We start from the raw sequence: 25,797 nt of genomic DNA on the forward strand, positions 1-25,797 counted from the left end.
AGAGGGCATGTTCCGAACTCCACTCACCCTCTTTCGCACGCTCGCAATCGGCGAGGCCGTGTCGTGGACGCTTCTCCTCCTCGGGCTTATCCTTCGCGCGACCGCCGACCTCGACATCGCTGTGTCGATTGGTGGCGGCATCCACGGTTTCGTGTTTCTCTCTTATGGTGCGACAGCGGTTCTTGTGGCCAAGAACAATCGCTGGAAAGCCGGTCCGGCGATTATCGCGATCGTCAGTGCTGTCGTCCCGTACGCGACGATCCCGACGGAGATCTGGCTGCATCGAGCAGGCAAGTTAGCGGGTAGCTGGCGCTTGCAGGCAGGGGATGACCCGAGGGATGCTGCGTGGCACGACAGGTTCATGCGCCTACTCTTACGCCGCCCGTGGCTGCTCGCTCTGCTCCTTGTCGGTGTGGTCGCGCTGGTCTTCGTTGTGCTGCTGCTGCTGGTGGGTCCGCCGGGAGGCAAGTAAACACTGCGGGCAGCACGCTTGAGCCCTCGCCGTGCGTGCTGCTCTGCCACTCAGCTGCGGGCGAGAGCCGCGAACTGATCGACTGATACTTCGCGATTGCTGACGTGCTCAGAAACAGATCTGAGAGTGAGATTGTGATCGCGCGCGTACTTGCGTAGCAGCGCGAACGCATCATCCATGCTGAGCGAGAGACCGTTGGCCACGACGCCTTTCGCCTGCTCGATGACGATTCTGCTTTCCAGAGCGTGCCGAAGCTGGTCTTCGACCGCGTGGCCCTCTCGGATCACTCGCTCCTGCAGAATCCCGATCGTTGCCACATCTGCCAGAGCCTGAGCCACAGCGGCATCGCGAGCGCTGACTTCATCGGGACGGGAACCGAAAAGGTTCATCGTGCCGATGACTTTTCCGCGAAGCTTGAGGGGTGTCGCAAGGGTCGACCGGAACCCCTGGTCGACTGCGGAGGCTTGGAACGCGTGCCACGGTGCGGGCTCCGAAATGTCTTTCACCGAGACAGCGATACCGGTTCGGAGACACTCGCTACACGGACCCGCGTCAGCATTCAGCCGCATGACGTTCACGAACGCTTCCGTCTCGCTGGTCGACGCCATGAGCTGGAGACGACCCGAGCCATCGACGAGCGTGAGGCCACCGGCATCCATATGCAGAATCGACGCGCAGCTTTCGACCAGAGTGTGGAGCAGATCGACCATGTCGTACTCGGTCGTCAAGGTATCTGCGACCGCGACAAACGCTGCGTTGATATGGGCTTCGCGGGACGTGCCGTCCATGAGGTCCTGACTGTGTCAAAGAACTCCGGCAACATTCGGAAGAGTCCGGGAAGACAGATGCTTCCCTGTGTGCAGTTTAGGCGCGAAAGCTCAGGCGACCTGCTCGCCGCACATGCCGCAGACGCCTTTTGCGGACACCTCGATGTAGCACGTGGGGCACACGGCGCGCGGCCGTTCTTCGGCGGGTGTGGGGCGTCGTGCAGGCGTCGCTGCGCGGGAGGCGCGCGGAGTCTTGGTGGCTTTCGCCGCGACCGGTGCCGCGGGCTGCTCTACGACCGCCGCAGGTACGTGCTCGGCGCAGTAGAAGCGCACAAAGCCAGCGTGGTTCGTGGGATGGCGGTGTTTGAAAGCCCAGAGCTCATCGCGAGGGAACGCATCTTTGTCGTTGTCGCAGCTCGCGCAGCGAATGGGCTCACCCGGAGCCGACTCGGAGGCCATCATCGGGGTTTCGAACGGGATGTCGTCTCGCCAATCGGCAGACATAACAATTTTCATGAGCGCGTCCTTTCTCAGGCTGACGCCAGCCACCAGTTGCAGCGAATCACGAAACAGACCGCGCTCTCTCTACGGTAGGCGAATCTTGGCGCTCCGGATACGACGGGGGCGGTCCGAAGCCCCGATCAGACGCTATGGCGGGTGCGTGCGGTTTCGGCAGGCTCAAGCGTTATGGATCTGTGACTTCTGTCCCCGTTTTCGAGTGCGGTTCGATCTCGTCGTCGGAGGTGCACAATGAAAATGCGGCAAACTGAGATCACGCCGCGCAGTGATCTTCGTGTGCGAGACAGGAGGGATCGAGCATGGCAACAGCAGGTGCGCGAGACCAACTCCGAGCTCTCGCCGATGCCGCAGCCAGCGGCGAGCGGATGTTCCCGGTATTCGACCAGATGCCGCGCGCGGGTCGGGAGCGGGCGGCATCCGTGCTGATTCTGTTCGGGGCGCTCGACACTTTTCCCAGCGCTCATGACGCTGCCGCGCGCGCGGTTTCGCGAGATCTCGACGTGCTTTTGCTTGCGCGCGCCTCGACGCTGCGCGCGCACCCCGGGCAGGTGGCTTTTCCCGGTGGGCGTGCCGATCCGGGCGATGCCGACGCCATCGCTGCGGCGCTCCGTGAAGCACGAGAAGAAACTGGGCTCGACACCGAGGGCGTCGAAGTGCTCGGTACCCTCGAAGGCGTGCCCCTGTCGTATTCGGAGCATCTCGTCACGCCAGTGTTGGCATGGTGGCAACGCCCATCGCCGGTGGGCGTTGTTGACGAGGCCGAATCATCTGATGTGTTCCGGGCGCCGGTCGCGGATCTTCTTGACCGGGCCAATCGCGGAGTGACCGTCATCGAACGAGATGGTCAGCAGTGGCGAGGGCCTGCTTTTCATGCCAGAGGGCAACGAGGCACGCAATTGGTGTGGGGCTTCACTGCGCTGCTTCTCGATGCGCTCTTCGACCGACTCGGATGGACGGAACCCTGGGACGAAACCCGTGAATTCAAAATTGGCGGAGGATAGGGTGTCTGGGTTCACGACATAGGTCACAGGTGATAGGTCTTTGGTGAGTCGCGTCATGCGTCACAGTCCGATGTATGTCGAAGCATCGGGTTGTTGTTTTGAAGATCATCGCGGGCCAGCTCACCGTCACCGACGCGGCGATCGAGTACGGGATCTCCCGTCGACATTTGCATCGGCTACTCGCTCGTGACGGTGGACTGGACGCGGTCGAGCCACGCTCACGGCGACCGAAGACGAACGCGTCCGCCACACCGGAACAAGTTCGCGCCCGGATCATCACCCTTCGGGCGGAACTCACAACCCAAGGACTCGATGCCGGCCCTGTCACGATCGCCTGGCACCTCGAACACGAGCAACACACACCGCCATCGACATCCACGATCAGACGCATCCTGCACACCGCCGGGTTGATCACTCCCGAACCCCGCAAACGACCGAAATCGTCCTACATCCGCTTCGAAGCAGCCCAACCCAACGAGACCTGGCAATCAGACTTCACCCACTGGCGCCTCGCAAACGGCCAGGACGTCGAAATCCTGAACTGGCTCGACGACCACTCCCGCTACCTCCTGTCCTGCACCGCCCACACCCCGGTCACCGGCGACAACGTCGTCACCACATTCCTCGCAGCAACCGACGAACACGGCACCCCCGCCTCAACACTCACCGACAACGGCCGCGTCTACACAGCCCGATTCGGCGGCGGGCGCAACGCCTTCGAATACCTCCTCGCACTACTCGGAGTGAAACAAAAGAACGGCACACCCAACCACCCGCAGACCCAAGGCAAAATCGAACGCTTCCACCAAACCCTCAAACGATGGCTCGGAGCCAGACCCCCAGCCACCACCCTGCATGAGCTACAACTCCAGCTCGACCACTTCCGACACCACTACAACGAGCAGCGCCCCCACCGAAGCAACAACAGAACAACACCAGAGGCCACCTACCGTGCATCCCCGAAAGCTCTCCCCACAGCCCCACGGGCAGGACACTTCAGAATCCGCTACGACCACGTCGGCAGCAACGGCAAAATGAGCCTTCGCCGAGCCGGACGAATGCACCACCTCGGCATCGGAACAGCCCACCGCGGCAAACGCATCATCGCGCTCATCGACGAAACAACCGTCACGATCATCCACCTCGACACCGCCGAGATCATCGCAACAAACACCATCAACACACAACGCGCCTACTGGCGCAACGAAATGAAAGAGCCCGGCCGATGGCCGGGCTCTTTCTGACACATGTCGCGACTCAGGTGAGACCTATGTCGCGACTCATCACAGTGGCGGAGGATAGGGGATTCGAACCCCTGAGAGCTTTCACTCAACACGCTTTCCAAGCGTGCGCCATAGGCCACTAGGCGAATCCTCCACAGCCCCGGAGGGCCGCAGACCATCCTACAGGTCATCGGCAGTGCTCCCGAGCCCGAGGTCGGGATCGCTGTTGCCTATTTGGCAACCTCAACCGCAGGGCGCACCACAATCGAGCGTGGTGCAGCGAGAGCGAAAGCGCGACGCACGGGGCTCGCTGACGCCCGCAACTCGTCGCGAACGGATGCCGCAGCATCCGCTAATCCGCTGCTACTGGCCGCTGTGCCCGCTGGCGAGTACGCCGCACGCTCGATCGCTGGCACGAGTAGGTTCAGCCCGATCAGCGCGCTGTCGCAGCTATCGCGAAGGTGCGCTGCGACAGCGCGCGGAGACGCGCTCGCCGAGATCGCGATGCCGAGGTCGATTGCGGAATCGACGACGAATGCCCAAGCCGCGTGCGCATCACCGCGATGCGCCAGATGCAGCCGACGACCACGGCGGAGCGCGGCAACAAGTCCTGGCATGGCGAGCAGCAACACGACGAGTCCCAAGATGCCGATTGTTGAGCCCAGCGCGTCGCCCTCGCCCGCAGCCTCGGCGCTATTTTGATCGAGCGCATCTGCGGGTCGGCCATTAGATGTCGACGGCGAAGCTGAGGGCGCAGTCGGTTGCGCCGAGGCGGCGTTTTCTTCGGTGGTGTCGGTGGAATTCGTGGGCGTCGCCGAGAAAACCGTCGCCGTGCCCAGGCTCTTCGTCGGCTCGAATGCTACCCAGCCAATGCCATCGAAATACACCTCGGGCCACGCATGGAGCTGCGAACTCGACACCTGGTACACGCGCTGTTCGCCGACGACGTCTGTCGTTGCGACGCCGGGCAGATACCCGACGACGATGCGAGAGGGCATATCGAGTGTTCGTGCCATCGAGGCGAACGCCGAAGCAAAATGCACGCAATAGCCACTACGCACCTCGAGAAACTTCGAAACCGCAACCATGCCCGATCCGTCGAAGTCTTCTTCTACCGGCGCGTCGAGAGAGTATTCGAACTCTGAGCCTCGAAACCAGCTTTGAAGTGCGATCAGCGCGTCGTAGTCGGTTGCGGCTCCAGCCGTCACCTCAGAAGCAAGCTGAGCGATGTTCGAAGGAATATCGCTCGGCATCTCGGTGAACAGGTCATCGTTGCCTGAGCCACCGGCATCCGATGCCTGAATTTGTTCCCGGGTTGGGCGCGGAACCTCGCTCGTCACGGCGTAGCTTTGCCCGCGAGTGTTGCTCGCTACCGCGGTGACCGTGCCGCCTTCGGGTCGCGCCTCCCAATCTCCGCTCAAACCCGTGACATCGGTCGCTGGGTAAGGCACGGGAAGAAGCCCGGAGTTGAGAGCCTCGATATCGATCGTTGTCACGCCGGCTGTGCGCGCGATGTCGCCGCCAGCCGTGATCGCGGCAACCCCGGAGCCGGGCGTCAGCGCGAGCGCACCGCCCTCATCGGGCGTCCAGACCGCGCCATCGAGCGTCGAGAGAGTTGCGGCGCGAAGATAGGGCGCCGTTGGCAGCGTGGTGCGAAACGTAAGAACGTCGACGTCATTCGGCTGCCTCAGATCGTCGCCGAGCCGGAGGGTCGGGTTGATCGAAGTGCCGGCGAGTCCCGTACTGGCCTGCGTGCGTGCCACCGGCGCGGGCAGAAGTGGGGTGACAACGAGAGCTGTGATGACAGCGACGGTGCCGATTGCGAGAGCGGCCGCACCGCGGCCAGCATGTCGCCGCGCAGTAGTGGCATGGCCATCCGTTGAAGAAATTGACTGCAATGCGCGTGATTTCTCACGACGCCGCGTCTCAGTCCACAACAGAAACAGGATGCTGGCAGCCAAGAACACGAACTCACCCGCACTGAAGTCGCCGGGCACGATGACCTGCGCGATGACAGAAACCGCGACGAGTGCGAGGCCAGCCAAAAGCGGCATTCGGGCGGTGAGGACGACATGATCCATCGCAACCGAAAGCAGCATGATCGCCGCGACCAGGCAGAAAGAAAGCGCGAGAGTAGGAGACAGCGGAGCCGCGCCCACCGCGATTTCGTCGAGGGCTTGAGCGAGCAAAGACTGCGCCCCGACAACGGTCTGAGATGTGGGGATAACGACGAATATCCCGGTCGTCGGCAGAAATGCGGCCGTCAGAAACACGACACACGTCAGCAGTTCCAGCAGGGGGACAACGACCGCCGCCAGCAATAAGCGGCGTGCGCCCCAGCCGACGGCGAGAACGACGGCTGTTCCAAAGAGCGCTGTCGTGACCCAAGCGCCCGAGTCGATGACGCGCAGGAGCGGCAGCGCGCTCGCGACAAGCGCTGTCCACAGTGCGATGGTCGGCAAGAGCGCACCGCGGCGATGCTGGGCGCGGTGCGCCCGACGTTCAGCGGATGCCATGAGCCACCTCCGCGGTAGACGTCACAGTACGCCATGCCTCGGCGAGCTCCGAGTCGTCGGAAACCGTCGCGGTGCGCCAACCAGTGGCTGACTGCAACGTTTCGCGGTTTCGCGTCGTCGTGATGAGCGCCGGCATATGGCTGTGGCCGGCGAGGGCTGCGAGTGCCGTGGTATCGGAAGAGGTGAGGGCACCAGTCACCACAACGAGCGGGCCGATGGTTCGACCCGCGACCTCTTGCGCGAGACCGGCGAAGGCCACGCCGGCGCGCACGGAGCGTGCGGTTATCGTCGCGAAGTCGAGCACGAGTTCTTCGACGGCAGTGGTGTCGCCACCGGCAATCGGTGCGCACAACTCTGAACCATCAGAGTCGATGACGGCGACCGTGTAACCGTCGCGCACAAGTCGTGCCGTCACCGAGAGAGTCGCCGATACGATGACTTCGAAATCGGCGTCAGCGCCGGTGGCATCCAGCGCTGCGGGATCGAAACGTATCACTGCGCGATCGCACACGACGGTGGCCTCGGGGGTGCTCTCCTGCTCTTCTTCTCGCACCATCAGCTCGTTGCGATGAGCGCTCGCCCGCCAGTGGATGCGACGCATCGAATCACCCGACGCGTACGGCCGCGCGATGAGGTTGTCAGCGCCCTGTCCGCGCTGAGTGAGGAGTGGGCTCAGCGTGCCGCCACTGTCGCCGGAAAACCCCGGAGTCGGTCCGAGGTCGACGACCGTGGGGGCAACGACGATCTTCGTGGGCTCGCCGAGGGTATGTTGGCGTCGAATGAGTCCGAATGTGTCCGTTATTTTCAGCCGCAGGGGACCGATCCAATGGATGCCGCGGTGCACAGCGTTGAGCTCGTACGTCACTTCGGCGTGCCGACCGTCGCGGCGCGAGGTGAACACGGGAAAGACCCCGGTGGCATCCGCCGTGATATCCCCGGGGAGAGCGTCGGTCCAGGTGCCGGATGACGCCGGCCACGACGACTCCGCGGTCACACGAACTGTCACTGTGGCATCTGCTCCGATCGAGGGCACATCGGGTGAGAGCGCGCGAGTGACCTGCGCGTGTCGGCGCCGAAGCCATACAGAAAGTGCGCCCATCGTCAGCAACGCGAGAAGGAGAACCGCGAACGCGAGAAGCTCGATGAGCCCCAGCTCGTTGGCTGCGACAGTGAACGCGATAACGAGCACGAGTGCACCCGTCCCGCGGACGGTCAGGGGCCAGAAACGCCTCATCGCGACGTCACGACCGGGTAGCCAGCGGAACCTGCATGCTGCGTGCGATGCGTTCGAGGATCGCTGTCACACCGCCGGTGTTCCCGCCGCGCGCTGAGACCCGCGAGGGAATGATCCGGTGCACGAACACCGGGACGATGAGGTCGGTAATGTCATCGGGAATCACGAATGCCCGCCCATCGAGCGCCGCCCACACCTTGGCTGCGCGGAGGAGCTGAAGAGTCGCGCGGGGGCTCGCACCGAGCTTGATGTCGGGATGTGTGCGCGTCGCGTGCGCGAGGGCGACGACGTATTCCTCGATCGACGGCGAGACGTGAACAGCGCGCGCCCAGGTGATGAGGTCACGTACTCGTTCGGCAGAGATCACGGGCGTGATGGCCGCGAGCGGATTCGAACTTTCACGCTGACGAAGCATGAGAATCTCGGATGCCGCATCCGGATAACCCATCGAGATCCGCAGCATGAAACGGTCTCGTTGAGCTTCCGGGAGCGCGTAGGTGCCCTCCATCTCGAAGGGGTTCTGCGTTGCGACCACGAGAAACGGGTCGGGGAGTGGGTGAGAACTGCCGTCGACGGTTGCTTGGCGCTCTTCCATCGCTTCGAGCAGCGCCGACTGCGTTTTCGGGGAGGACCGGTTGATTTCGTCGGCGATGACGATGTTCGCGAAGATTGCGCCCGGTTTGAATTCGAACTCGCGCTCAACCGGGTCGAAAACACTCACTCCGGTGATGTCGCCGGGGAGGAGATCCGGAGTGAACTGTACGCGGCGCACACTCGCCGCAACTGACGCGGCGAGTGCGCGCGCAAGCATCGTTTTACCGACGCCTGGCACATCCTCGATGAGCAGGTGGCCTTCGGCGAGAAGTGCGACCATCGCGGAACGCACGGCTTCAGGCTTGCCATCGATCACTCGCGAGATCGACGCTTCGACAAGGCCCGCGAGCCGTTGGAACTCTGCGGAGTCGAGTGCGCTCCTGCGTGTGGGTGCAGCTTCTGACGTTGCGGTGTTGTCCATCTGGTCCCCCGGCCGGCGCACTCGGCGAGCTTCTTCGCCCTCGTTACCCGATCGTAACCCGACGGTGCCGGTGCCAGGGTCAAACGAGGAGCGCGATCGCCATGAGCGAGGTCGCGGCGCCCATCGTCGTGTACTCAGCACGCACCGACCATCCGCTTCTGCGGACAGCAAGAGCAAAAGATGCTGCCGAGTAGGCTGCGGCCCCAGCGATCAGGACGGCCATCAGCAACCCTGTGCCGATGCCGTGCTGATGCGCCCCTGCTGTTGCAGTGCCGCCGGAACCATGATTCATCCCCAGCATGAGGGCGGCCATGACGATCATTCCGAGCGGCGTGTGAAGTGCTGCCCCGGTGCCACTTGCCTTCGAAGCCCCGTGTTCGTTTCGAGATCGCGAATGACGACTCCGCCGAGTGGTGCGCAGCGCAGCCAGCCCCATGGCGCCGACGACCAAAAACGCTGCCCAGTACACCGGTGCGACGAGACGTGTCAGAGCAGCATCGAGCATCGCAAGCATCATCAACATCGACGCCATGAGCTCGGGCATCCGCACCCGGCCCCGATCGGCTGCTAAGCAGCAGGTTCCGATCGCGGCCGGGGCAACGGCCCACGCGTGGAGCAGTTCGGGCATGGACTCAGTGCGCGGCGTGATCGTCGTGGTGGCCGTGTCCGTGGTGCTCAGCGTGAGCGTGACCCGTACCCGCAGAGCAATGGTCGGTAACGGGAGCGGGCACGTTCAGCACGGGTGAGCGGTCAAAGAAGTTGTACGGCTTGAGCGTGAACTTGGCGTAGTCCATGGGCATCACGGGCCAGTCTTCGTTGCGAGGAAAGTGCGTGAGACCAAACGTGTGCCACAGCACGACATCTTCACCGACGAGAGGTTCGTCTCCCGCGATGAACTCGGGGATGCCGCCCCCGCCCGGGTGCTGGTTGACGAAATCGCCCGCGGCGTATCGTTCTGCCGGGTCGTACTTCGTGACGAAAAGGTTCTTGGTTGCGAATTCCGCGCGCGACGTGATGGATGCCGACGGGTCAGCCATCAGCGTCGGCGTTTCTGTCGGAAAGAGCACGTAAGACGTTGGCTGACCCATTGAGGTTGTCTTCTCGGTAGACGCGATCTGCCACACCCGGTTGAGCGCGCCGTTGGCGAGTCGGCCGGACACCTTCTCTGAAGTGATCGGTGTCACCTTTTTGGTAAACGCGTTTCCGTAGGGGTTCTGCTCCGAAATGGGCAACCGCACGGCGTCGATCTCGTTGACGACGTTGGCGGTGCCATCCACTGTCATATCGAGGCGTGCCGAGAACAGGTGCTGGTGATACGGAGCGCCGAGGCCCGGTGCCACCTGGGAAGCGTAGGGATACGGGGTGCCGTCTTCACCGTCACCCGGGTATGACGACGTGAAAAGGATGCCCGTGAGCTTTGCCTCGCACTCGATTGTGCCGTCGAGATACAGGTACCAGAAGAACCCGTAGTCGTAGTTGCCCACGGTCGTGAAGAACGAGATGACGAGTCGGCGCTGCCGGCGCACTTCGTTTGATCCCGTGAAGATATCGGTGTGCTTCCAGAGCGAACCGAAGTCCTCTTCGTGCATGCACACCCCGTTTCGGACGACGCGGGGCATGCCCAACTCATCAGAGAGCGTGGCATCCAGGTACGTGATGTCACCGACGCAGTCGCAGCCGAGTTCGAGCTCATTCGTATACCGGCCGAACAGGTACTCGCCGGTGTCGAAGTAGTTCTGCCAGAAGCGGTTCGGCGACGGATCCGCGTAAGGGACCACCATTTCGCTGATGGATCCGCGGTACATGACGGGGCGGTCAGCGAACTCCACTTGGCGCAAGATTAAGCCCTCGCGGGTGTCGAAGCCGATGCGAAGCTTCCAGTTGCCCCACGTCACTTCTTCGCCATCAACAGTGAAACTCGCACCCTCGGGCTGCGTGATTTCGATCGGTTTGAGGCCCTCGAGCGGTGGCCCCTGCAGGGCCGGGTCGTCGAAGTTTCCGCTTGTCTCGGGAACCGCGAGTCCCGGATTGTCGATGATCTCGATCACTTTGCGGTCGGCGACGTCGATGTAGGCGGTCAGGCCGTCGACGGGGTGCGCCCACGGGTGGTCGGCGGGGTGGTCTTGCCGAAACGCGAAGGTGCGAAGGATGCGGCGGCCCTCTTCAGCGGCGTATCCGTAATGCCCAGCCGACAGCGGCACGAGCGCGACGTCGTCGACAGTGAGTCCGCGACCGGCGAGAGCGGCGAGCCACCCCTCGTCGGCATTCGCGATGATGCCGACCTCTTCGAACTCGGCATCGAGAATCGGTAGTTGCCCGGCTGTGCCGTCGAGTACATCTGCGGAGAGCACGGTTCCGTTCGTGATCGAGACGATGGCATCCACGGAACGCGTCGTCGTCATATCGAGAAGTTGCACACGCGCACGACGGTCGGGAAGCCCACCGCCAGCCTCCCATGCGCGTACGTCGGCCTTCGGCGGCTCTTCTAAGCCGACGTACGCGAAACGCACCCGGTCGCCCATTTCAGGAAGCGAAGCGGTGATCTCGCGAACGGCGTCGATTTCGTCGGCACTCAGCGATGACAGTGGGTGCGAGGCGGCAGCGGGTGCGGTATATCCGGCGGCGGTTTCGATATCGGTGATGCTCATGGGTGATGCTCCTAGAAGAAGGGATAACAGCGGGGGAGAGGGATGCCGGGAGCACGCGGGATGAGGAGAGCGCACCCCCGGCGGTCGTCAGCTCGAGATGGTGTCGATGAGTTTTGCGTACGCCAAGGGTCTGCGCGTGCGAATCCACCACGCCTGTACAAATCCGAACAGGGGGAAGATCACGATCAGTGCCAGTAGCACCCAGCTCACCCCGCCGAAGACGGGATTGCCGTCAGCATCTGCGTCACCGACGAGCACAGGAAAATTGGCGATGATCAGGATTGCCGAAACGATCAGTCCGACGAACCCGAGGCCCGGAGCAAGCATCGTCTGCCAGACGCGGCGGTCTTGTCTGGTCTTGGCGAAGTAGACGATGACGGCGATCGATGTCAGCGCCATGAGAAGCGCGATTGCGAGCGTTGCGACGCCGGCGAACCAGGTGAACACCTGCAACACGGGGTCGAGTTGGAAGATCGCGAAGACGACGATGAGTACGGCCGCTGTCGCGGTCTGGACCACCGACGAGATATGTGGTGAGAGGTGCTTGTGGTGCACCGCGCCCACCTTTTCGGGCATGACCCCCGCGTTCGACATCGAGTGCTGGTAGCGCGTGACGACGTTGTGGAACGAGAGCACGCAGGCGAACATCGACGTGATCAGCAAGACGTTGGTGATGATCTCGCCGGCGCTTCCGAGGTAGATCGACATCGTGCGAAGGATGAGGTTGCCGGGGTCTTCTGCCGCAGCATCCATGATTCCGTCTGGTCCCCACGCCATCACGAGCCCCCATGAAGCGAGTGTGTAAAAGACGCCGATACCGATGACAGCGGCGTACGTTGCGCGGGGAATCGTGCGGTTGGGGTTCTTCGCCTCATCACGGAAGATCGCTGTGGCTTCGAACCCGATGAACGCGGCGATAGCGAACATCAGCCCGACTCCGGGTGAACCACTGGCGATGTTCGACGGGACGAATGTCTCGAGGCTGAGTCCTTCCGGACCGCCGTTGATCATGACGGCGGCCACCATGACGAGCACAATCCCCACCTCAGCGACGAGGAGAACACCCAGCACCTTGCTCGACAAATCGATGTGGCGATAGCCGAGGACTCCCACGAGGGCGATGACGACGAGCGAGAAAAGCCACCAGGGAACAGCGGGCCCGCCGATGGATTCGACGGTGTAGCTCAGGATGTAGCCGACGTAGCCGTACACCGATACCTGAATTGTCGTATAGGTGAGCATGGCGATCCAGGCCGCGGCGAGGCCGGTCGACCGCCCGAGGCCGTAGCCGGCGTAGGTGAAGAATGCTCCCGGCTTCGGGACGTGCCGCGCCATCGCGGCCAGGCCCACTGAGAACAGCAACAGGACGACGGCGCTGATGACATAAAGCGACGGGAAACCCACCCCGTTGCCGATCAGGATGCCGAGAGGTGCGGCTCCTCCGACGACGGTGAGGGGAGAAGCCGCGGCGACGACCATAAAGACAATGGCGGTGACGCCGAGAGAGCCGGTGAGCGAGCGCTTTGCGGACGCTTCGACCCCCGTGGATTCGAGCTGTGTCATGAGCGGTCCCTTCGTGGGCGGTGCAGGGTGAACGAGCGGATGCCATGAGACTCTCGCGCCCGGATTGCAACACCGTTCCTGGGTCGTGAAAAAGAAGGGCATGACAAACGAGACAGTGTGCGGACGCGGTCTCATTTGAGAGACACACACTCGAAACACGCGAGACCCGTGGCGGCAACCAGTGGTGTTTACGCTGCACAGACGGCTCCCGGAGGCACCATGACAGCACTCGAACGCGCCATCGCTCGTCCCGATCCGGTGCGAGAATTCGGTGCGCGCTCGCCGCTGCACGGACTTGATCGTCAAAGCGTCGGTTTCGTCGATGTGCTCGCCCAGTCAGTCGCGGCGGTCGCGCCCGCGGCCGCGGCAACGACGGTAGTGCTGCTGGTCGCCGGAATTTCGCCCTCGGCTACCGTGCTGTCGATCCTTGTCGCCGGCGTGCTGAGCTTTTTGGTAGCACGCACTATTTCGCAGTTCGCGCGCCGTTTTGCGGCGGCCGGTTCGACCTACACTTACACGGCCCGAGGCCTCGGGGTGGGAGCCGGCCTGGCTTCTGGGGCAGCAATTCTCGTCGGGTACGGCGCAATCGCGATGTTCGCGCTCTTTGGCGGCGCCTACTACCTCACGTTCTTGTTGGGTGCGATTCTTCCTGGCACAGCTGGGCCCGTCACGACAGCACTCGTGCTTCTCGCAGAAGCGGCTTTTGTCGCACTGGTATTGGTGCGCGGCATTCGAGTGTCCTCGCGAATCGCTCTTGTCGTCGAAGTGATTTCGGTCGCGCTCATCGTCGTGATGCTCATCATTTTGCTGGTCCAGATTGGGCCGATCAACCCGGCGGTCTTGGTGCCAGCAGCCGGCGAATGGTCGCCGGCTGCCATCGCTGCCGGCTCCGTTATCGCCCTGACCGCATTCGTCGGATTCGAGAGCTCAGCGACCCTCGGCGTCGAAGCACGCTCGCCGCTTCGAACCGTGCCGAGGGCGATTGTCTGGACGGTCATCCTCTCGGGTGGGCTCTACCTTCTGGCATCGATCACCCAGGTTGCAGGATTTGCCGCGTTGGATAGGGAACTCTCCGAAAGCGCATCGCCCATCAACGAACTCGCGGCGGCCTATGGCATGGACATGTGGGCCACCCTTGCGGACGCCGGGATCGCCGCATCCTTTCTCGCCTGCGCCATCGGCTCGACGACGGCCCTCACCCGGGTGCTCTTCACGATGGGCCGTGACGGCGTGCTCCCTCGGGCTGCTGGGAGGGCTCACCGCCGGTTCGGCACCCCGATCGGGGCCATCTGGCTCTCGCTGCCCGTGATCACGATCGCGCCCTTGCTCGTGACGATTGCCGGTATGGAAATTCGCGACGCCATGCACATCACCATCGCGCTCGGCGGTGTCGGTTACATCGTCGCCTATATCTTTGTCTGCGTTTCCGCGCCGTTGTTTCTGCGTCGAATAGGCGAATTAACAGTCGGTTCGGCGGTCATCGCCGGAGTCTCTGCTGTCGCCCTCACGGGCGGTCTCGTAGCGTTCCTCGTGGTCGATGCGGCATCAGGAAGCGCGGCGATCTGGGTGGTACTCGCCGTCGCGGTGGCGGCTGCAATCGTCATCATCGGGCGAATTCGCGGCGATCGACGCTCGCTCGATGGCATTGGCGCCTACGACGAACCGATCGCATCTCAAGTGTTGGGTGGTGTCGCCCGAGATGGACGAACCACTGATGCCTGAGGCACCTGCGCCCGCTCTCACCGCGCGTCAGCCGCGTGCGATTCACAGTGCATTGAGTGTGCTCGAGGCCGTCGCGCATCTGGGAGCGGGCGCGACGGCACGCGAAGTGTCAACTCAACTCGGGTTGCCGCGTGCGACGACCTATCGCCTCTTGAATCTGCTCGTGCAAGACGAATATCTCGTGCGCACGCCGGATCTTGCCGGGTTCGCGCTCGGTGCAAAAGTGTCGCAGCTCATTGCGGCTGCGACACCACCGTTGCGGCTGGCTACAGCGGCCCGCGCCGTCGTCGCCGATACTCGATCCGCTGTCCGAGGCGGAGTGCATGTGGTGCTTTACATCGACGGCCGGATCACGGTTGTCGATGCCGACCCCGACTTTCCCCTGTCCGATGACGTCCGCCTCGTTCGAGAGCCGGGGCGATTTGCGCTGGGGCGCCTGCTTCTTGGCGAGATGGCGCCGGCGAACGCGCTACCCGGGGCTGTGGCGTCCGACCTGGCGCGTTTCGACGCCACCCGTCAAGTGGGCGAAATCACGGTGGGCTATGGATGCCTCGCGGTCCCCATTCGTGACAGCAACGGTGCTCTCGCAGGCGCTGTCGGGTTTTCCGGTCCCGCACACCGCATATCGGAGCCTGCAGCGGTGCTTGAGATATTGCGGCCCGCTGCGGAACGGCTTGCGCCACTTGTGACGTGAGGTCTGTCGCGCCTCATGCATCGTCCGGAGTCACGTGGTCGGCTGCAGTCGCACCATGAAGCGGTCAGGCTCCGGCAGCGGCCCGAAATCATACTTTTCGTAAAGGCCATGCGCATCGGCCGTTGCAAGGAGTACGCGGCGTAGCCCCAGGGGTTCGAGGTCAGCTACGACGCCCGCGATGAGATCCTTGCCAAGGTTGTTGCCCCGCGCAGTCGTTGCAACGAAGACATCGCACAGCCATGCAAAGGTCACGCCATCGGTGATGACGCGGGCGTAGGCGACTTGTGCGCCGGAATCGACCTCGAAGATGCCGTAGTTACGTGAGGCATCGATCGCAGCATCCTGCGCCTCACGGGTCCGTCCCTTCGCCCAGTACGACTGCTCGCTGAGCCACCCGTGCACGACAACGCGGTCGATCTCGTCGGATGATGTCGAAAAGCGGTAGCGGGAATGCACCCACTCAGAATATGGTGCACGACTGTCGACTCCTGACCGTCGACTGGCGAGAGCGCGCGAGCACGTTAGACTATGGGAAGCTCTCCGCGAGGCGGCATCCAGGCCAACTCCCCCAGGACGGAAACGTAGCAAGGGTAACCAGGCTCTGCCGGGTTCGCGGAGAGTCTTATTTTTCCGGAACGATTCGTAGGACTTTCTCCGGTGCACCCGCGCGCGGCGGGTGTCGCAGCCTCTTAGGGTTGATGTGTGGCACAGAGCATCTTCATCACCTCAGCCGAAGGACATTCCGGCAAGTCCACGATCGCGCTCGGAGTGCTTGACGCATTAAGTCACGCGACTCCCCGTATCGGGGTCTTCCGAACTGTTGCGCGCTCCACCGTCGAACGTGACTACGTGCTCGAGATGTTGCTCGACCATGATGGCGTCGACCTCGATTACGACGAGTGCATCGGCGTCACCTATGACGACGTGCACGACGATCCGGATGCCGCGCTCGGTCGAATCGTCGAGCGCTACAAAGCGGTCGAAGCGCAGTGCGACGCGATCGTGATCCTTGGTAGCGACTTCACTGACGTCGGTAGCCCCGCTGAACTCGGATACAACGCTCGAATCGCCGCGAACCTCGGCGCGCCAGTATTGCTTGTCCTCGGGGGGCGCGCGCATCAGGGGAGCGGTGAGCAACTCGGCACGTCGACCCCTCGGACGCCCGAAGAGATGGGCCAGATCACGTCGCTGGCTCTCACCGAGCTATCAAATGGTCGAGCGGACCTGCTCGGCATTGCCGCGAACCGAATCGACCCGGAACGCTCTGAAGAGATCGTGGCCGCCATCCGCGGCGTGATCGAGCACAGTCTGCCTGCTGCTCGCGCAGCTGAAGTGCCGGTATGGGCGCTGCCCGAAGATCGCTTCCTGGTGGCGCCATCTGTCAGGGGAGTGCTCCGCTCGGTTAACGGCACCCTGGTCAAAGGCGACCCTGACCTCATGACCCGTGAGGTTCTCGGCGTCGTCGTTGCCGGTATGTCAATGGTCAACGTGTTGCCCCGACTCGCCGAGAGCGCACTCGTTGTGATTCCGGCCGATCGCACTGAGGTTCTCCTCGCGACGATGCTCGCGCACTCGTCGGGAACGTTCCCATCTCTTGCCGGAGTGGTGCTCAACGGGCCGTTCCCCTTGCCCGAAGATATCGACCGCCTCATCGACGGTCTTGACTCGACGCTCCCGATCATTTCAACCGACGGCGGAACGTACGAGACAGCCGTGCAGATCATGAACACCCGCGGGCGACTCGCGGCCGACTCGCAGCGCCGTTATGACACGGCACTTGCGATGTTCCACAAGTACGTGGACGTCGAGGAGCTCACTCGATTGCTGGGGCTCGCGCGATCGAGCATCGTCACACCCCTGATGTTCGAGTACGGCATCATGGAGCGCGCCCGCAGCAATCGAAAACGCATCGTCCTGCCCGAGGGCGAAGACGACCGAGTGTTGCGCGCTGCCGCGACGGTTCTCGCGCGCGGCGTGGCGGACATCATCATCCTCGGAGAAGACCTCGAAGTGCGCCACCGAGCCCTCGAGTTGGGCATCGATATCTCCGGGGCCGAGATCATCAGCCCCTTCGACGCCGTCTACGTCAACAAGTTCGCCGCGGAGTACACACGCCTTCGCGCCCACAAGGGCATGGTTTACGAACGCGCCGCGGACTCAGTGACGGATGCTTCGTACTTCGCCACGCTCATGGTTCACATGGGCTTCGCCGATGGCATGGTGTCGGGTGCGGCCCACACCACCGCTCACACGATCCGACCGGCGTTCGAGATCATTAAGACAAAGCCCGGTGTGTCAGTCGTGTCGAGCGTGTTCTTGATGGCGTTGGCCGATCGAGTGCTCGTCTACGGTGATTGCGCGGTGATTCCTGATCCGACGAGCGACCAGCTCGCCGACATCGCGATCTCGTCGGCCTCTACTGCCGCGCAGTTCGGAATCGAACCCCGCGTCGCGATGCTTTCGTACTCCACGGGGGAGTCTGGAACCGGCGCAGACGTCGAAAAGGTACGAACCGCCACCAGCATCGTGCGTGAACGTGCGCCCGAGATGCTCGTCGAGGGCCCCATCCAGTACGACGCGGCCGCGGATGCGGCCGTCGCTCTCGCCAAGATGCCCGGTTCAGACGTCGCTGGGCGCGCCACGGTGTTCATCTTTCCCGACCTCAACACGGGAAATAACACCTATAAGGCTGTGCAGCGATCGGCCGGCGCTGTCGCGATCGGCCCGGTGCTGCAGGGCCTCAATAAACCCATCAACGATCTTTCGCGCGGCGCGCTGGTCGAAGACATCGTCAACACGATCGCGATCACTGCGATCCAGGCCCAAGCCGATCAGGAACAGGGCCGATCAGAATCAGGGAGCGTGACCGCGTGAGCGTCGTCCTCGTCGTCAACAGTGGCTCGTCGTCCTTCAAGTATCAGCTCATTGAGATGACCGGTGAGCGCGTTCTCGCGTCGGGAATCGTCGAGCGCATCGGAGAAAGTATTGGCCGCGCCAAGCACAAGGTGATGGCGCCCGGTGGTCAAAATGCCGCCACGATGGTGGATGCCACGACCACCCGTGAAGTGCCGATCGTCGATCACCGCGCCGGTTTCGCTGTCATGCTCGAGGCATTCGCGAATCAGGGGCCGTCGCTCACCGAGAACGCCCCCACCGCGGTAGGCCATCGCGTCGTACACGGCGGGGCGCGCTTCTTCGAGCCGACGTTGATCACACCGCTGGTCGAGATCAACATCGACGAGCTTGCCGCACTCGCGCCATTGCACAACCCGGGCGCGCTTCAGGGCATCCGTGCTGCACGCGAGGCTTTTCCGGATCTTGCTCACGTCGCCGTCTTCGACACGGCTTTCCACCAGACTCTGCCACCCGCAGCGTTCACTTATGCCATCGATCGTGAGGTCGCCGAGGCATACCGCCTTCGCAAGTACGGTTTTCACGGCACGTCCCACAAGTACGTCAGCGAGGCTGCTGCCTCGTTCTTGGAGCGTCCCAACGGCGAGCTGCGCCAGATTATCTTTCACCTGGGAAATGGTGCGTCTGTCACGGCTGTCGATGGCGGCCGCTCGGTCGACACATCGATGGGCTTTACTCCGCTCGCCGGTCTCGTCATGGGCACACGCTCGGGCGATCTCGACCCGGCCATCGTTTTTCAGCTCGCGCGTCGGGCTGACATGTCGATCGGCGAGATCGACACGCTTCTCAACAAGCGCAGCGGAATATTGGGTCTTTCCGGGGTGGGCGACATGCGCGACCTCATGGATCGAGTTGACGAGGGTGACGCCGACGCCCAGCTCGCTTTTGACGTCTACATCCACCGATTGCGTACCTACCTCGGCGCTTACATCGTGCAGCTCGGTGGCGTCGACGTGATCAGCTTCACAGCCGGCGTTGGCGAAAACGACCCGGCTATTCGTGCTGCAACTGTTGCCACGCTCGGATTCCTCGGCGTCGAGATCGACCCTGAGCGCAACGCGAAGCGGGGTGGTGGCGTCCGCGTCATCTCCACGGATGATTCACGAGTCACAGTGCTCGTCGTACCGACGGACGAGGAACTCGAAATTGCGCGTCAAGCGCTTGTTGTCGCTGACGAGTCGTGAGCGGGATACCGGCGCGTAACGTGGGCACACTACGCTGAGCAGACACGCACGCCGAGGTGCAATTCCCCTAACCCTGCGGAATGCCGCACCCTGTCTGGAGGCACTGTGACAAACGACGCCCTGCCCGACCTTACGAGCTTCGAAGCTGTGCTCTTTGACCTTGATGGCGTTCTCACGCCGACTGCCGAAGTACACATGCACGCGTGGAAGACCATGTTCGACGAAGTGTTCGTGGAGTGGGGCGTAGAAGAGCCCTATACCGAAAGCGATTATTTCGAGTACCTCGACGGTAAGAAACGATACGACGGAGTGTCGAGTCTGCTCCGAAGCCGCGACATCGAGATTCCGTGGGGAGATCCGAGCGACGACCCAGCGTTGAACACCGTGTGCGGAATCGGAAACCGCAAGAACGAGGTTTTCGCAGGGGTCTTGCGTGCGGAAGGCATCGCACCCTACCCGGGCTCGTTGCGACTGCTTGAAAAGCTTGCGGCCGCTGGCACCCCGGTTGCCGTCGTATCGAGCTCTAAAAATGCTGAAGAGGTGCTGGCCGCTGCCGGTATCCGCGATCGATTTCCGGTCGTGATGGACGGCGTCATCGCCGAGCGTGACAACCTTTCTTCGAAACCCGCCCCCGACGTCTTCGTTGAAGCTGCACGCATGCTCGGTGTCGACCCTGCGCGCACCGCGGCGGTCGAGGATGCCATCAGCGGTGTGAAGTCAGCATCCGCCGGTGGTTTCACCCTTGTCGTCGGTGTCGACCGTGGGGTCGGCGCTGAGGCGCTGCGCGCAGCAGGTGCTGACGTTGTGGTCGATGACCTCGACGCGTTCGTAGACTGACTTTTTTCCCTTTATCGACACTTGCCGAGACCCGACAGTGGAAGGCATCCCCATGATGGATCGCGACCGGTTTCCCGTAGACCCCTGGCGCCTCGTTGAGCGTTCATACGGCCTCGACGACTTCGGCGTTACCGAGACACTGTTTTCGGTGGGCAACGGCTATCTCGGCTTAAGAGGCAATCACCCGGAGGGGCGGTTCGGCCACGAGCAGGGCACGTTCATCAACGGGTTCCATGAGACGTTCCCGATTCGCCATGCTGAGCAGGCCTACGGCTTCGCCGAAGTGGGCCAGACGATCATCAACGCCCCCGATGCCAAAGTCATGCGCGTGTACGTCGATGACGAACCGTTGTCTTTCGACGTCGCTGACGTCACCGAGTATGAGCGCGCTCTGGACATGCGTGACGGTGTGCTGCGCCGCCACTTACTGTGGTGTACTCCGTCCGGTAAGCAGGTGCGTATCGACTTCGAACGCATGGTGTCGTTCGAAGAGAAGCATTTGGCGATCATGAGCGTCGAGGTCACGGTACTCAACGCTGATGCTCCAGTGACGATCAACTGCCAGCTGATCAACCGTCAAGATGGCGAAGATGTCTACGGCGGCACCCCCAAGCCCACGAAGCGTGCCGGGTTCGACCCTCGCAAAGCAGAACGCATCGCGGAGCGCGTACTTCGCCCTGAGGAGTACTGGCAAGACGGACTCCGGTCGGCCCTGAGCTATCGCGTATCGGAATCGCAGATGACCATCGGTGTCGCAGCCGACCACATCATCGAAACCGAGAACGCCTACACCGCGCGCACTCTCATCGAGCCCGACATTGCGAAAAACGTCTTCCGCGTCAACGCGAGGCTAGGCGTTCCGACACGAGTCGTGAAGGTCGTGAGCTACCACACGTCGCGTGGAGTGCCCACCCGCGAACTGATCGACCGCTGCCGCCGCACTCTTGATCGTGCTGCGTCCGAAGGCATTGCGTCGCAGTTCCAGAAGCAGCGCGACTGGCTGGACGCCTTCTGGCGCCGTTCCGACGTGCGCATCGAAGGACACGACGACCTCCAGCAGGCCACGCGCTGGTGCCTTTTTCAGTTGGCGCAGGCCGCCGCGCGTGCTGACGGCCTGGGCGTTCCCGCGAAGGGTGTTTCTGGTTCGGGATACTCCGGCCACTACTTCTGGGACACCGAAATCTATGTGCTGCCCTTCCTGGCGTACACGACCCCGCAATGGGCGCGAAATGCGATCCGCATGCGTGCTCTTATGCTTCCGGCGGCTCGCCGTCGCGCGCGTCAACTCAACGAGGCTGGTGCGCTTTTCCCATGGCGGACGATCAACGGCGAAGAGGCATCCGCGTATTACGCAGCGGGAACCGCGCAGTACCACATCAACGCCGACGTCAGCTTCGCTCTGGCGAAGTACGTGCGGGCAACCGGTGACACCGCGTTCTTGTACAGCGAGGGCGTCGACATCGCGGTGGAGACTGCGCGGCTGTGGGCGACGCTCGGGTTCTGGCGCGAGAGTGACGGCGAGAGCTCGTTCCACATTCATGGGGTAACCGGGCCAGACGAATACACCACGGTCGTCAACGACAACCTGTTCACGAACGTCATGGCACGCTTCAACCTGAGATTTGCCGCCCGCACGATTCGTGAAATGGAAGTTTACGAACCCGATGCGTATCGACTCTTGGTGAGCCGCGTGGGTCTCGACCCCGACGAAGCCGAGATGTGGGATAAAGCCGCTGAGGCAATGCACATCCCCTTCAGCGAAGCCCTCGGCATCCACCCACAAGATCACGTGTTCTTGGAACGCGAGGTGTGGGATCTCGAGAACACACCGGTGGATCAGCGTCCGCTGCTGCTGAACTTCCACCCGCTCGTGATCTACCGCTATCAGGTACTCAAGCAGGCGGATGTTGTCCTCGCGCTGTTCCTGCAGGGAAACCACTTCACAAGCGAAGAGAAACTCGCTGACTTCCAGTATTACGACCCGCTGACAACGGGAGACTCGACGCTGTCTGCGGTGGTGCAGTCGATACTCGCCGCCGAAGTTGGGTATCAGGATCTTGCCCTCGACTACTTCTTGCAGTCGATCTTCGTCGATCTGGGAGACCTGCACCACAACGCGGCCGACGGCGTTCACGTGGCGTCGGCTGGTGGAGTATGGACGGCGCTCGTCTCTGGATTCGGCGGAATGCGCGATCACTTCGGCGAGCTTTCTTTCGATCCGAGGCTTCCGGCGGACTGGCCGGAGCTTGCATACACGCTTCATTGGCACGGGACAGAGCTCGACATCGTGCTGCGTCCCGACGAAATGCGCGTCCGGGCAGGGGAGGGTGCCCCGGTGACGTTCTGGGTGCGTGGTGCCGAGTACACAGTGCACGGCGGCAGCGACCTTTCGGTGCCGCTCGCAGACCAGGGTCCCGTGATTCCCGGTCGTCCGTCGCTTACTCAGTTCGCCGATGTGCGCCGCGAAGACGGCACACTGCTGTCGGCCTCCGTACCTACAGTGACCACCAGCATCTCGATCATCGGTGATGACGGAAACCCCGTCGACCCCGACGAGTCGCGACCGATGATCGACTAGCCATGGTCCTCCGGGAGGAGATCTACCTAGAGCGGGCATGTGATCGAAAATCATCCGCCACTCGTTGTATCTCGTCCGCCCGGGGCGACGGCTCACGAGGGAATGAGTGGATGCTGGAGCGAACCGCGGCAGTGTCTGTGGAACGCCGTAGGCTGGGTTTGTGACTACTGCTCTGTACCGCCGCTACCGCCCAGAGGCGTTCGGCGAGATGATCGGACAGGCGCAGGTAACCGAGCCCCTCATGACGGCGCTGCGCAGCGACCGGGTGGGTCATGCGTACCTGTTTTCAGGCCCGCGCGGCTGCGGCAAGACGACATCCGCGCGAATTCTTGCTCGTTGTTTGAACTGTGCCGAGGGCCCCACCGATACGCCTTGTGGCGTATGCCCCAGTTGCGTCGAACTTGGGCGTGACGGCGGCGGTTCGCTCGATGTCGTCGAGATCGACGCGGCAAGTCACAACGGTGTTGATGATGCCCGTGATCTGCGAGAGCGTGCCGTGTTCGCACCTGCTCGCGACCGGTTCAAGATTTTCATTCTCGACGAAGCGCACATGGTGACTCAGCAGGGTTTCAACGCGCTCCTCAAACTCGTGGAAGAGCCACCCGCGCACGTCAAGTTCATCTTCGCGACGACAGAGCCCGAAAAGGTTCTCGGAACCATTCGTTCGCGCACACACCATTACCCGTTCCGTCTGGTACCTCCCGCCGCCATGCTCGAATACGTCGGTGAGCTCAGCGATGCGGAAGGCGTGAAGGTCGAATCGGGCGTGTTGCCCCTCGTCGTCCGCGCGGGTGGCGGTTCGCCGCGTGACACACTGTCGCTGCTCGACCAACTTATTGCCGGCTCCGACCCTTCCGAATCGGGGGGAGTGCTCGTGCGGTATGAGCGTGCTGTGGCCTTGCTCGGCTACACCCACGGCGCGTTGCTCAGCGAGGTCATCGATGCACTCGCAAGCGCCGATGCGGCAGCAGCCTTCGCGGCGATCGACCGTGTTGTGCAAACCGGTCAAGATCCGCGTCGTTTCGTCGAAGACCTTCTCGAGCGGTTGCGTGACCTCATTGTGATCGCGGCAACGGGTCAGGGTGCTGCCACGGTGTTGCGCGGGGTTCCAGCCGAAGAGATCGAACAGATGGCTGGGCAAGCTGCCATCTATGGGTCAGACCGCCTTTCGCGCACGGCTGACATCGTGATCGGCGCACTCGACGAGATGACCGGTGCGACGTCTCCTCGACTGCAGCTTGAGCTCATGATCGCGCGCGTACTCGCGCACACTTCAGCGTCGTCCGCCGCGCCCACATCAGCGCCCGCATCTAGTCCGGCGGCAGTACCTTCGGTTGAACGCGACGCAGTGGCTCCGGTACCTACAATTGCGGCACCTGATGCTCCGAAACCTGATGCTCCGAAACCCGAGGCGACGTCCGCGCCAGAGTCTGCCCCAGTTCCCGTGGCATCCGGGCCGGTGAGCTTCAGCCGCCTTCGTGATGCCTGGCCCGAAGTTCTCGTGCGTCTTGAGAGCATCAGTCGTTCTTCGTGGATGATCGCGATAGGTGCTCGCGCCGTCGCGCTCAACGATGATGTGCTCACGCTGGCTTTCCCGAGCCAGAGCGATGTGGAGAAATTCAAGCAGCGCAGCGCGGGTGGCGGTCCGAGTGAAGATCTCCGGCAGGCGATTCTCGGCGTCGTGGGCGTGCGGGTGAAATACATCGCGAAGCACGAGAGCGACCTCGGTCCTGATTCCGGCGGTGGTCCGGGGCGGGGGCCCACGCCTCCCTCAGACGTTCCGCCCGGCGATGATTCGCGCGGCGGGGCCCGGCCCGGCTCGGCATCGAGCCCGCCGGCAGCGAGCACAGAAACTCCACCGTCGGCCGCATCTCCTGCGGCACAGCCACCGTCGGCACCAGTGACCGACTGGGACGTTGCGCAGATCCCCTCCGATGATGACGCACCACCGCCCGATATGGGATGGTCCGACAGCGCCGCTTCGCAGTTTCCTGTCGATGATGAGCCAGAGGATGCAGCGCCGCGGCATCTGCAGACGATGGTCGCCGCGCCAGTACGCGCAGAACCGCGAGATGGGGCGGTACTGGCCTCAGAACTTCAGCGTTCCGATGATCGCGAAGATGACATCGCTCCACCTGTCGACGAGGCATACGCGCCCCCAACTGTTGCGCCCCCGATTCGCACAGCGCCCGCACCCGATGGCATCCAGCGCTACGGCGAAGCCGTCGTGCGGCAGGTACTCAATGCACACTTCGTTCGCGAAGAGCCTTTCGAACGAGCCACGAGGTTTAACTGATGTACGACGGAATCGTTCAAGATCTCATCGACGAGTTCGGTCGTCTTCCCGGAATCGGACCGAAATCGGCTCAGCGCATCACTTTCCACATCTTGCAGACGCCGAGTTTCGACGTGTCCCGACTTTCTTCGCTTCTCGGCGATGCGCGCGACAAAGTTCGTTTCTGCGAAATTTGTGGAAACGTGACCGAGCAAGAGCGCTGCTCCATCTGTCGTGACGCGCGACGCAACCAGACTCTCATTTGTGTTGTCGAAGACGCCAAAGATGTGTCGGCGATTGAGCGGACACGTGAATTCCGCGGGCTCTATCACGTGCTCGGCGGCTCGATCAGCCCCATCGCGGGAATCGGACCGGACGACCTGCGCATCACTCAGCTCATGCAGCGTCTTGCCGACGGCACCGTGCAGGAAGTCATCCTCGCGACGAATCCCAACCTCGAAGGCGAGGCGACGGCAACCTACCTGAGCCGATTGCTGCATACCCTTGAGATTTCCGTCACCCGGCTGGCTTCCGGACTGCCGGTCGGCGGCGACTTGGAGTACGCCGACGAGGTCACTCTTGGCCGCGCGTTCGAAGGACGCCGCGCCCTCTGACGTCGATTGCGATCACCGGAGC

At 62.8% G+C, this 25,797-nt stretch carries 20 protein-coding genes, 1 tRNA gene and 1 other RNA gene; 12 read left to right on the forward strand and 10 right to left on the reverse strand.

Annotated features, from left to right (window positions below):
• Positions 1-7 precede the first annotated feature (7 nt).
• On the forward strand, positions 8-472 hold the full coding sequence (locus tag G6N83_RS10155) for a DUF3817 domain-containing protein (RefSeq protein ID WP_165141724.1): 465 nt from the start codon (positions 8-10) through the stop codon (positions 470-472).
• A gap of 50 nt (positions 473-522) precedes the next feature.
• Here G6N83_RS10155 and G6N83_RS10160 read toward each other — a convergent pair whose 3' ends face one another.
• Together G6N83_RS10160 and G6N83_RS10165 are read right to left on the reverse strand one after the other, a co-directional pair.
• Positions 523-1,260 (reverse strand): GAF and ANTAR domain-containing protein, encoded by a 738-nt coding sequence (locus tag G6N83_RS10160; RefSeq protein ID WP_165141726.1) that lies wholly within the window; start codon positions 1,258-1,260, stop codon positions 523-525.
• A 90-nt stretch (positions 1,261-1,350) separates the two neighbouring features.
• Positions 1,351-1,755 (reverse strand): glucose-6-phosphate dehydrogenase, encoded by a 405-nt coding sequence (locus G6N83_RS10165; protein WP_165141728.1) that lies wholly within the window; start codon positions 1,753-1,755, stop codon positions 1,351-1,353.
• Between the two features lie 302 nt (positions 1,756-2,057).
• On the opposite strand from G6N83_RS10165, the gene G6N83_RS10170 reads away from it, so the two are divergent.
• Positions 2,058-2,759, forward strand: a complete 702-nt coding sequence (locus tag G6N83_RS10170; RefSeq protein WP_165141730.1) for an NUDIX hydrolase — start codon at positions 2,058-2,060, stop codon at positions 2,757-2,759.
• Between the two features lie 74 nt (positions 2,760-2,833).
• Positions 2,834-4,003, forward strand: a complete 1,170-nt coding sequence (locus G6N83_RS10175; protein ID WP_165141732.1) for an IS481 family transposase — start codon at positions 2,834-2,836, stop codon at positions 4,001-4,003.
• Positions 4,004-4,048: 45 nt separating this feature from the next.
• Here the strand turns inward: G6N83_RS10175 and G6N83_RS10180 are convergent.
• The 7 genes from G6N83_RS10180 to G6N83_RS10210 form a co-directional block, all read right to left on the reverse strand.
• Positions 4,049-4,136, reverse strand: a tRNA-Ser gene (locus G6N83_RS10180).
• Positions 4,137-4,212: 76 nt separating this feature from the next.
• Positions 4,213-6,498, reverse strand: coding sequence for a transglutaminase TgpA family protein (locus G6N83_RS10185; RefSeq protein ID WP_165141734.1), 2,286 nt, complete (start codon positions 6,496-6,498; stop codon positions 4,213-4,215).
• Positions 6,485-7,732: a DUF58 domain-containing protein gene (locus G6N83_RS10190; protein WP_165141736.1), complete on the reverse strand. Its 1,248-nt coding sequence runs from the start codon at positions 7,730-7,732 to the stop codon at positions 6,485-6,487. The genes G6N83_RS10185 and G6N83_RS10190 overlap by 14 nt, the downstream gene beginning before the upstream one ends.
• 7 nt (positions 7,733-7,739) lie before the next feature.
• The gene (locus G6N83_RS10195) at positions 7,740-8,747 is read right to left on the reverse strand and encodes an AAA family ATPase (RefSeq protein ID WP_165143391.1); all 1,008 of its coding nucleotides are present in this window, start codon (positions 8,745-8,747) and stop codon (positions 7,740-7,742) included.
• Positions 8,748-8,826: 79 nt separating this feature from the next.
• Positions 8,827-9,375, reverse strand: coding sequence for a hypothetical protein (locus tag G6N83_RS10200; protein ID WP_165141738.1), 549 nt, complete (start codon positions 9,373-9,375; stop codon positions 8,827-8,829).
• 4 nt (positions 9,376-9,379) lie between these two features.
• Positions 9,380-11,395, reverse strand: a complete 2,016-nt coding sequence (locus G6N83_RS10205) for a primary-amine oxidase (RefSeq protein WP_165141740.1) — start codon at positions 11,393-11,395, stop codon at positions 9,380-9,382.
• A gap of 87 nt (positions 11,396-11,482) precedes the next feature.
• Positions 11,483-12,958 (reverse strand): APC family permease, encoded by a 1,476-nt coding sequence (locus G6N83_RS10210; RefSeq protein WP_165141742.1) that lies wholly within the window; start codon positions 12,956-12,958, stop codon positions 11,483-11,485.
• Positions 12,959-13,177: 219 nt separating this feature from the next.
• Between G6N83_RS10210 and G6N83_RS10215 the strand changes: the two genes are divergently transcribed.
• Both G6N83_RS10215 and G6N83_RS10220 read left to right on the forward strand, forming a co-directional pair.
• Positions 13,178-14,680 carry an APC family permease gene (locus G6N83_RS10215; RefSeq protein ID WP_165141744.1) on the forward strand — a complete coding sequence of 501 codons (1,503 nt, stop codon included), beginning with the start codon at positions 13,178-13,180 and terminating at the stop codon, positions 14,678-14,680.
• The gene (locus tag G6N83_RS10220; protein ID WP_165141746.1) at positions 14,673-15,374 is read left to right on the forward strand and encodes a helix-turn-helix domain-containing protein; all 702 of its coding nucleotides are present in this window, start codon (positions 14,673-14,675) and stop codon (positions 15,372-15,374) included. The genes G6N83_RS10215 and G6N83_RS10220 overlap by 8 nt, the downstream gene beginning before the upstream one ends.
• A gap of 30 nt (positions 15,375-15,404) precedes the next feature.
• On the opposite strand, the gene G6N83_RS10225 is transcribed toward G6N83_RS10220, so the two are convergent.
• The gene (locus G6N83_RS10225) at positions 15,405-15,830 is read right to left on the reverse strand and encodes a GNAT family N-acetyltransferase (RefSeq protein WP_165141748.1); all 426 of its coding nucleotides are present in this window, start codon (positions 15,828-15,830) and stop codon (positions 15,405-15,407) included.
• A 75-nt stretch (positions 15,831-15,905) separates the two neighbouring features.
• Here G6N83_RS10225 and ffs point away from each other — a divergent pair.
• The 7 genes from ffs (at position 15,906) to recR (ending at position 25,775) form a co-directional block, all read left to right on the forward strand.
• Positions 15,906-16,002, forward strand: an RNA gene (gene ffs / locus G6N83_RS10230) — signal recognition particle sRNA small type.
• Positions 16,003-16,076: 74 nt separating this feature from the next.
• The gene (gene pta / locus G6N83_RS10235; RefSeq protein WP_165141750.1) at positions 16,077-18,248 is read left to right on the forward strand and encodes a phosphate acetyltransferase; all 2,172 of its coding nucleotides are present in this window, start codon (positions 16,077-16,079) and stop codon (positions 18,246-18,248) included.
• A complete protein-coding gene (locus G6N83_RS10240; RefSeq protein WP_165141752.1) occupies positions 18,245-19,471 on the forward strand; it encodes an acetate/propionate family kinase in 1,227 nt (408 codons plus the stop codon). Before pta ends, G6N83_RS10240 begins: the two co-directional genes overlap by 4 nt.
• Positions 19,472-19,576: 105 nt before the next feature.
• The gene (locus G6N83_RS10245) at positions 19,577-20,308 is read left to right on the forward strand and encodes an HAD family hydrolase (protein ID WP_165141754.1); all 732 of its coding nucleotides are present in this window, start codon (positions 19,577-19,579) and stop codon (positions 20,306-20,308) included.
• Between the two features lie 52 nt (positions 20,309-20,360).
• On the forward strand, positions 20,361-22,886 hold the full coding sequence (locus G6N83_RS10250) for a glycoside hydrolase family 65 protein (protein WP_165141756.1): 2,526 nt from the start codon (positions 20,361-20,363) through the stop codon (positions 22,884-22,886).
• Between the two features lie 160 nt (positions 22,887-23,046).
• Complete coding sequence (locus tag G6N83_RS10255) at positions 23,047-25,182, forward strand: DNA polymerase III subunit gamma and tau (RefSeq protein WP_165141758.1); 2,136 nt, start codon at positions 23,047-23,049, stop codon at positions 25,180-25,182.
• Positions 25,182-25,775 carry a recombination mediator RecR gene (gene recR, locus G6N83_RS10260; RefSeq protein ID WP_165141760.1) on the forward strand — a complete coding sequence of 198 codons (594 nt, stop codon included), beginning with the start codon at positions 25,182-25,184 and terminating at the stop codon, positions 25,773-25,775. Before G6N83_RS10255 ends, recR begins: the two co-directional genes overlap by 1 nt.
• The last annotated feature ends 22 nt before the right edge of the window (positions 25,776-25,797 follow it).

The organism is Microbacterium endophyticum, from assembly GCF_011047135.1.
Classification (GTDB): Bacteria; Actinomycetota; Actinomycetes; order Actinomycetales; family Microbacteriaceae; genus Microbacterium; species Microbacterium endophyticum.

Coding starts and splice junctions, on each gene's coding strand:
- recR (WP_165141760.1), top strand. CDS start 25,182: ATGTACGACGGAATCGTTCAAGATCTCATCGACGAGTTCGGTCGTCTT.
- G6N83_RS10190 (WP_165141736.1), bottom strand. CDS start 7,732: ATGAGGCGTTTCTGGCCCCTGACCGTCCGCGGGACGGGTGCACTCGTG.
- G6N83_RS10205 (WP_165141740.1), bottom strand. CDS start 11,395: ATGAGCATCACCGATATCGAAACCGCCGCCGGATATACCGCACCCGCT.
- G6N83_RS10200 (WP_165141738.1), bottom strand. CDS start 9,375: ATGCCCGAACTGCTCCACGCGTGGGCCGTTGCCCCGGCCGCGATCGGA.
- G6N83_RS10185 (WP_165141734.1), bottom strand. CDS start 6,498: ATGGCATCCGCTGAACGTCGGGCGCACCGCGCCCAGCATCGCCGCGGT.
- G6N83_RS10175 (WP_165141732.1), top strand. CDS start 2,834: ATGTCGAAGCATCGGGTTGTTGTTTTGAAGATCATCGCGGGCCAGCTC.
- G6N83_RS10165 (WP_165141728.1), bottom strand. CDS start 1,755: ATGAAAATTGTTATGTCTGCCGATTGGCGAGACGACATCCCGTTCGAA.
- G6N83_RS10210 (WP_165141742.1), bottom strand. CDS start 12,958: ATGACACAGCTCGAATCCACGGGGGTCGAAGCGTCCGCAAAGCGCTCG.
- G6N83_RS10155 (WP_165141724.1), top strand. CDS start 8: ATGTTCCGAACTCCACTCACCCTCTTTCGCACGCTCGCAATCGGCGAG.
- G6N83_RS10220 (WP_165141746.1), top strand. CDS start 14,673: ATGCCTGAGGCACCTGCGCCCGCTCTCACCGCGCGTCAGCCGCGTGCG.
- G6N83_RS10160 (WP_165141726.1), bottom strand. CDS start 1,260: ATGGACGGCACGTCCCGCGAAGCCCATATCAACGCAGCGTTTGTCGCG.
- G6N83_RS10215 (WP_165141744.1), top strand. CDS start 13,178: ATGACAGCACTCGAACGCGCCATCGCTCGTCCCGATCCGGTGCGAGAA.
- G6N83_RS10170 (WP_165141730.1), top strand. CDS start 2,058: ATGGCAACAGCAGGTGCGCGAGACCAACTCCGAGCTCTCGCCGATGCC.
- G6N83_RS10195 (WP_165143391.1), bottom strand. CDS start 8,747: ATGGACAACACCGCAACGTCAGAAGCTGCACCCACACGCAGGAGCGCA.
- G6N83_RS10250 (WP_165141756.1), top strand. CDS start 20,361: ATGATGGATCGCGACCGGTTTCCCGTAGACCCCTGGCGCCTCGTTGAG.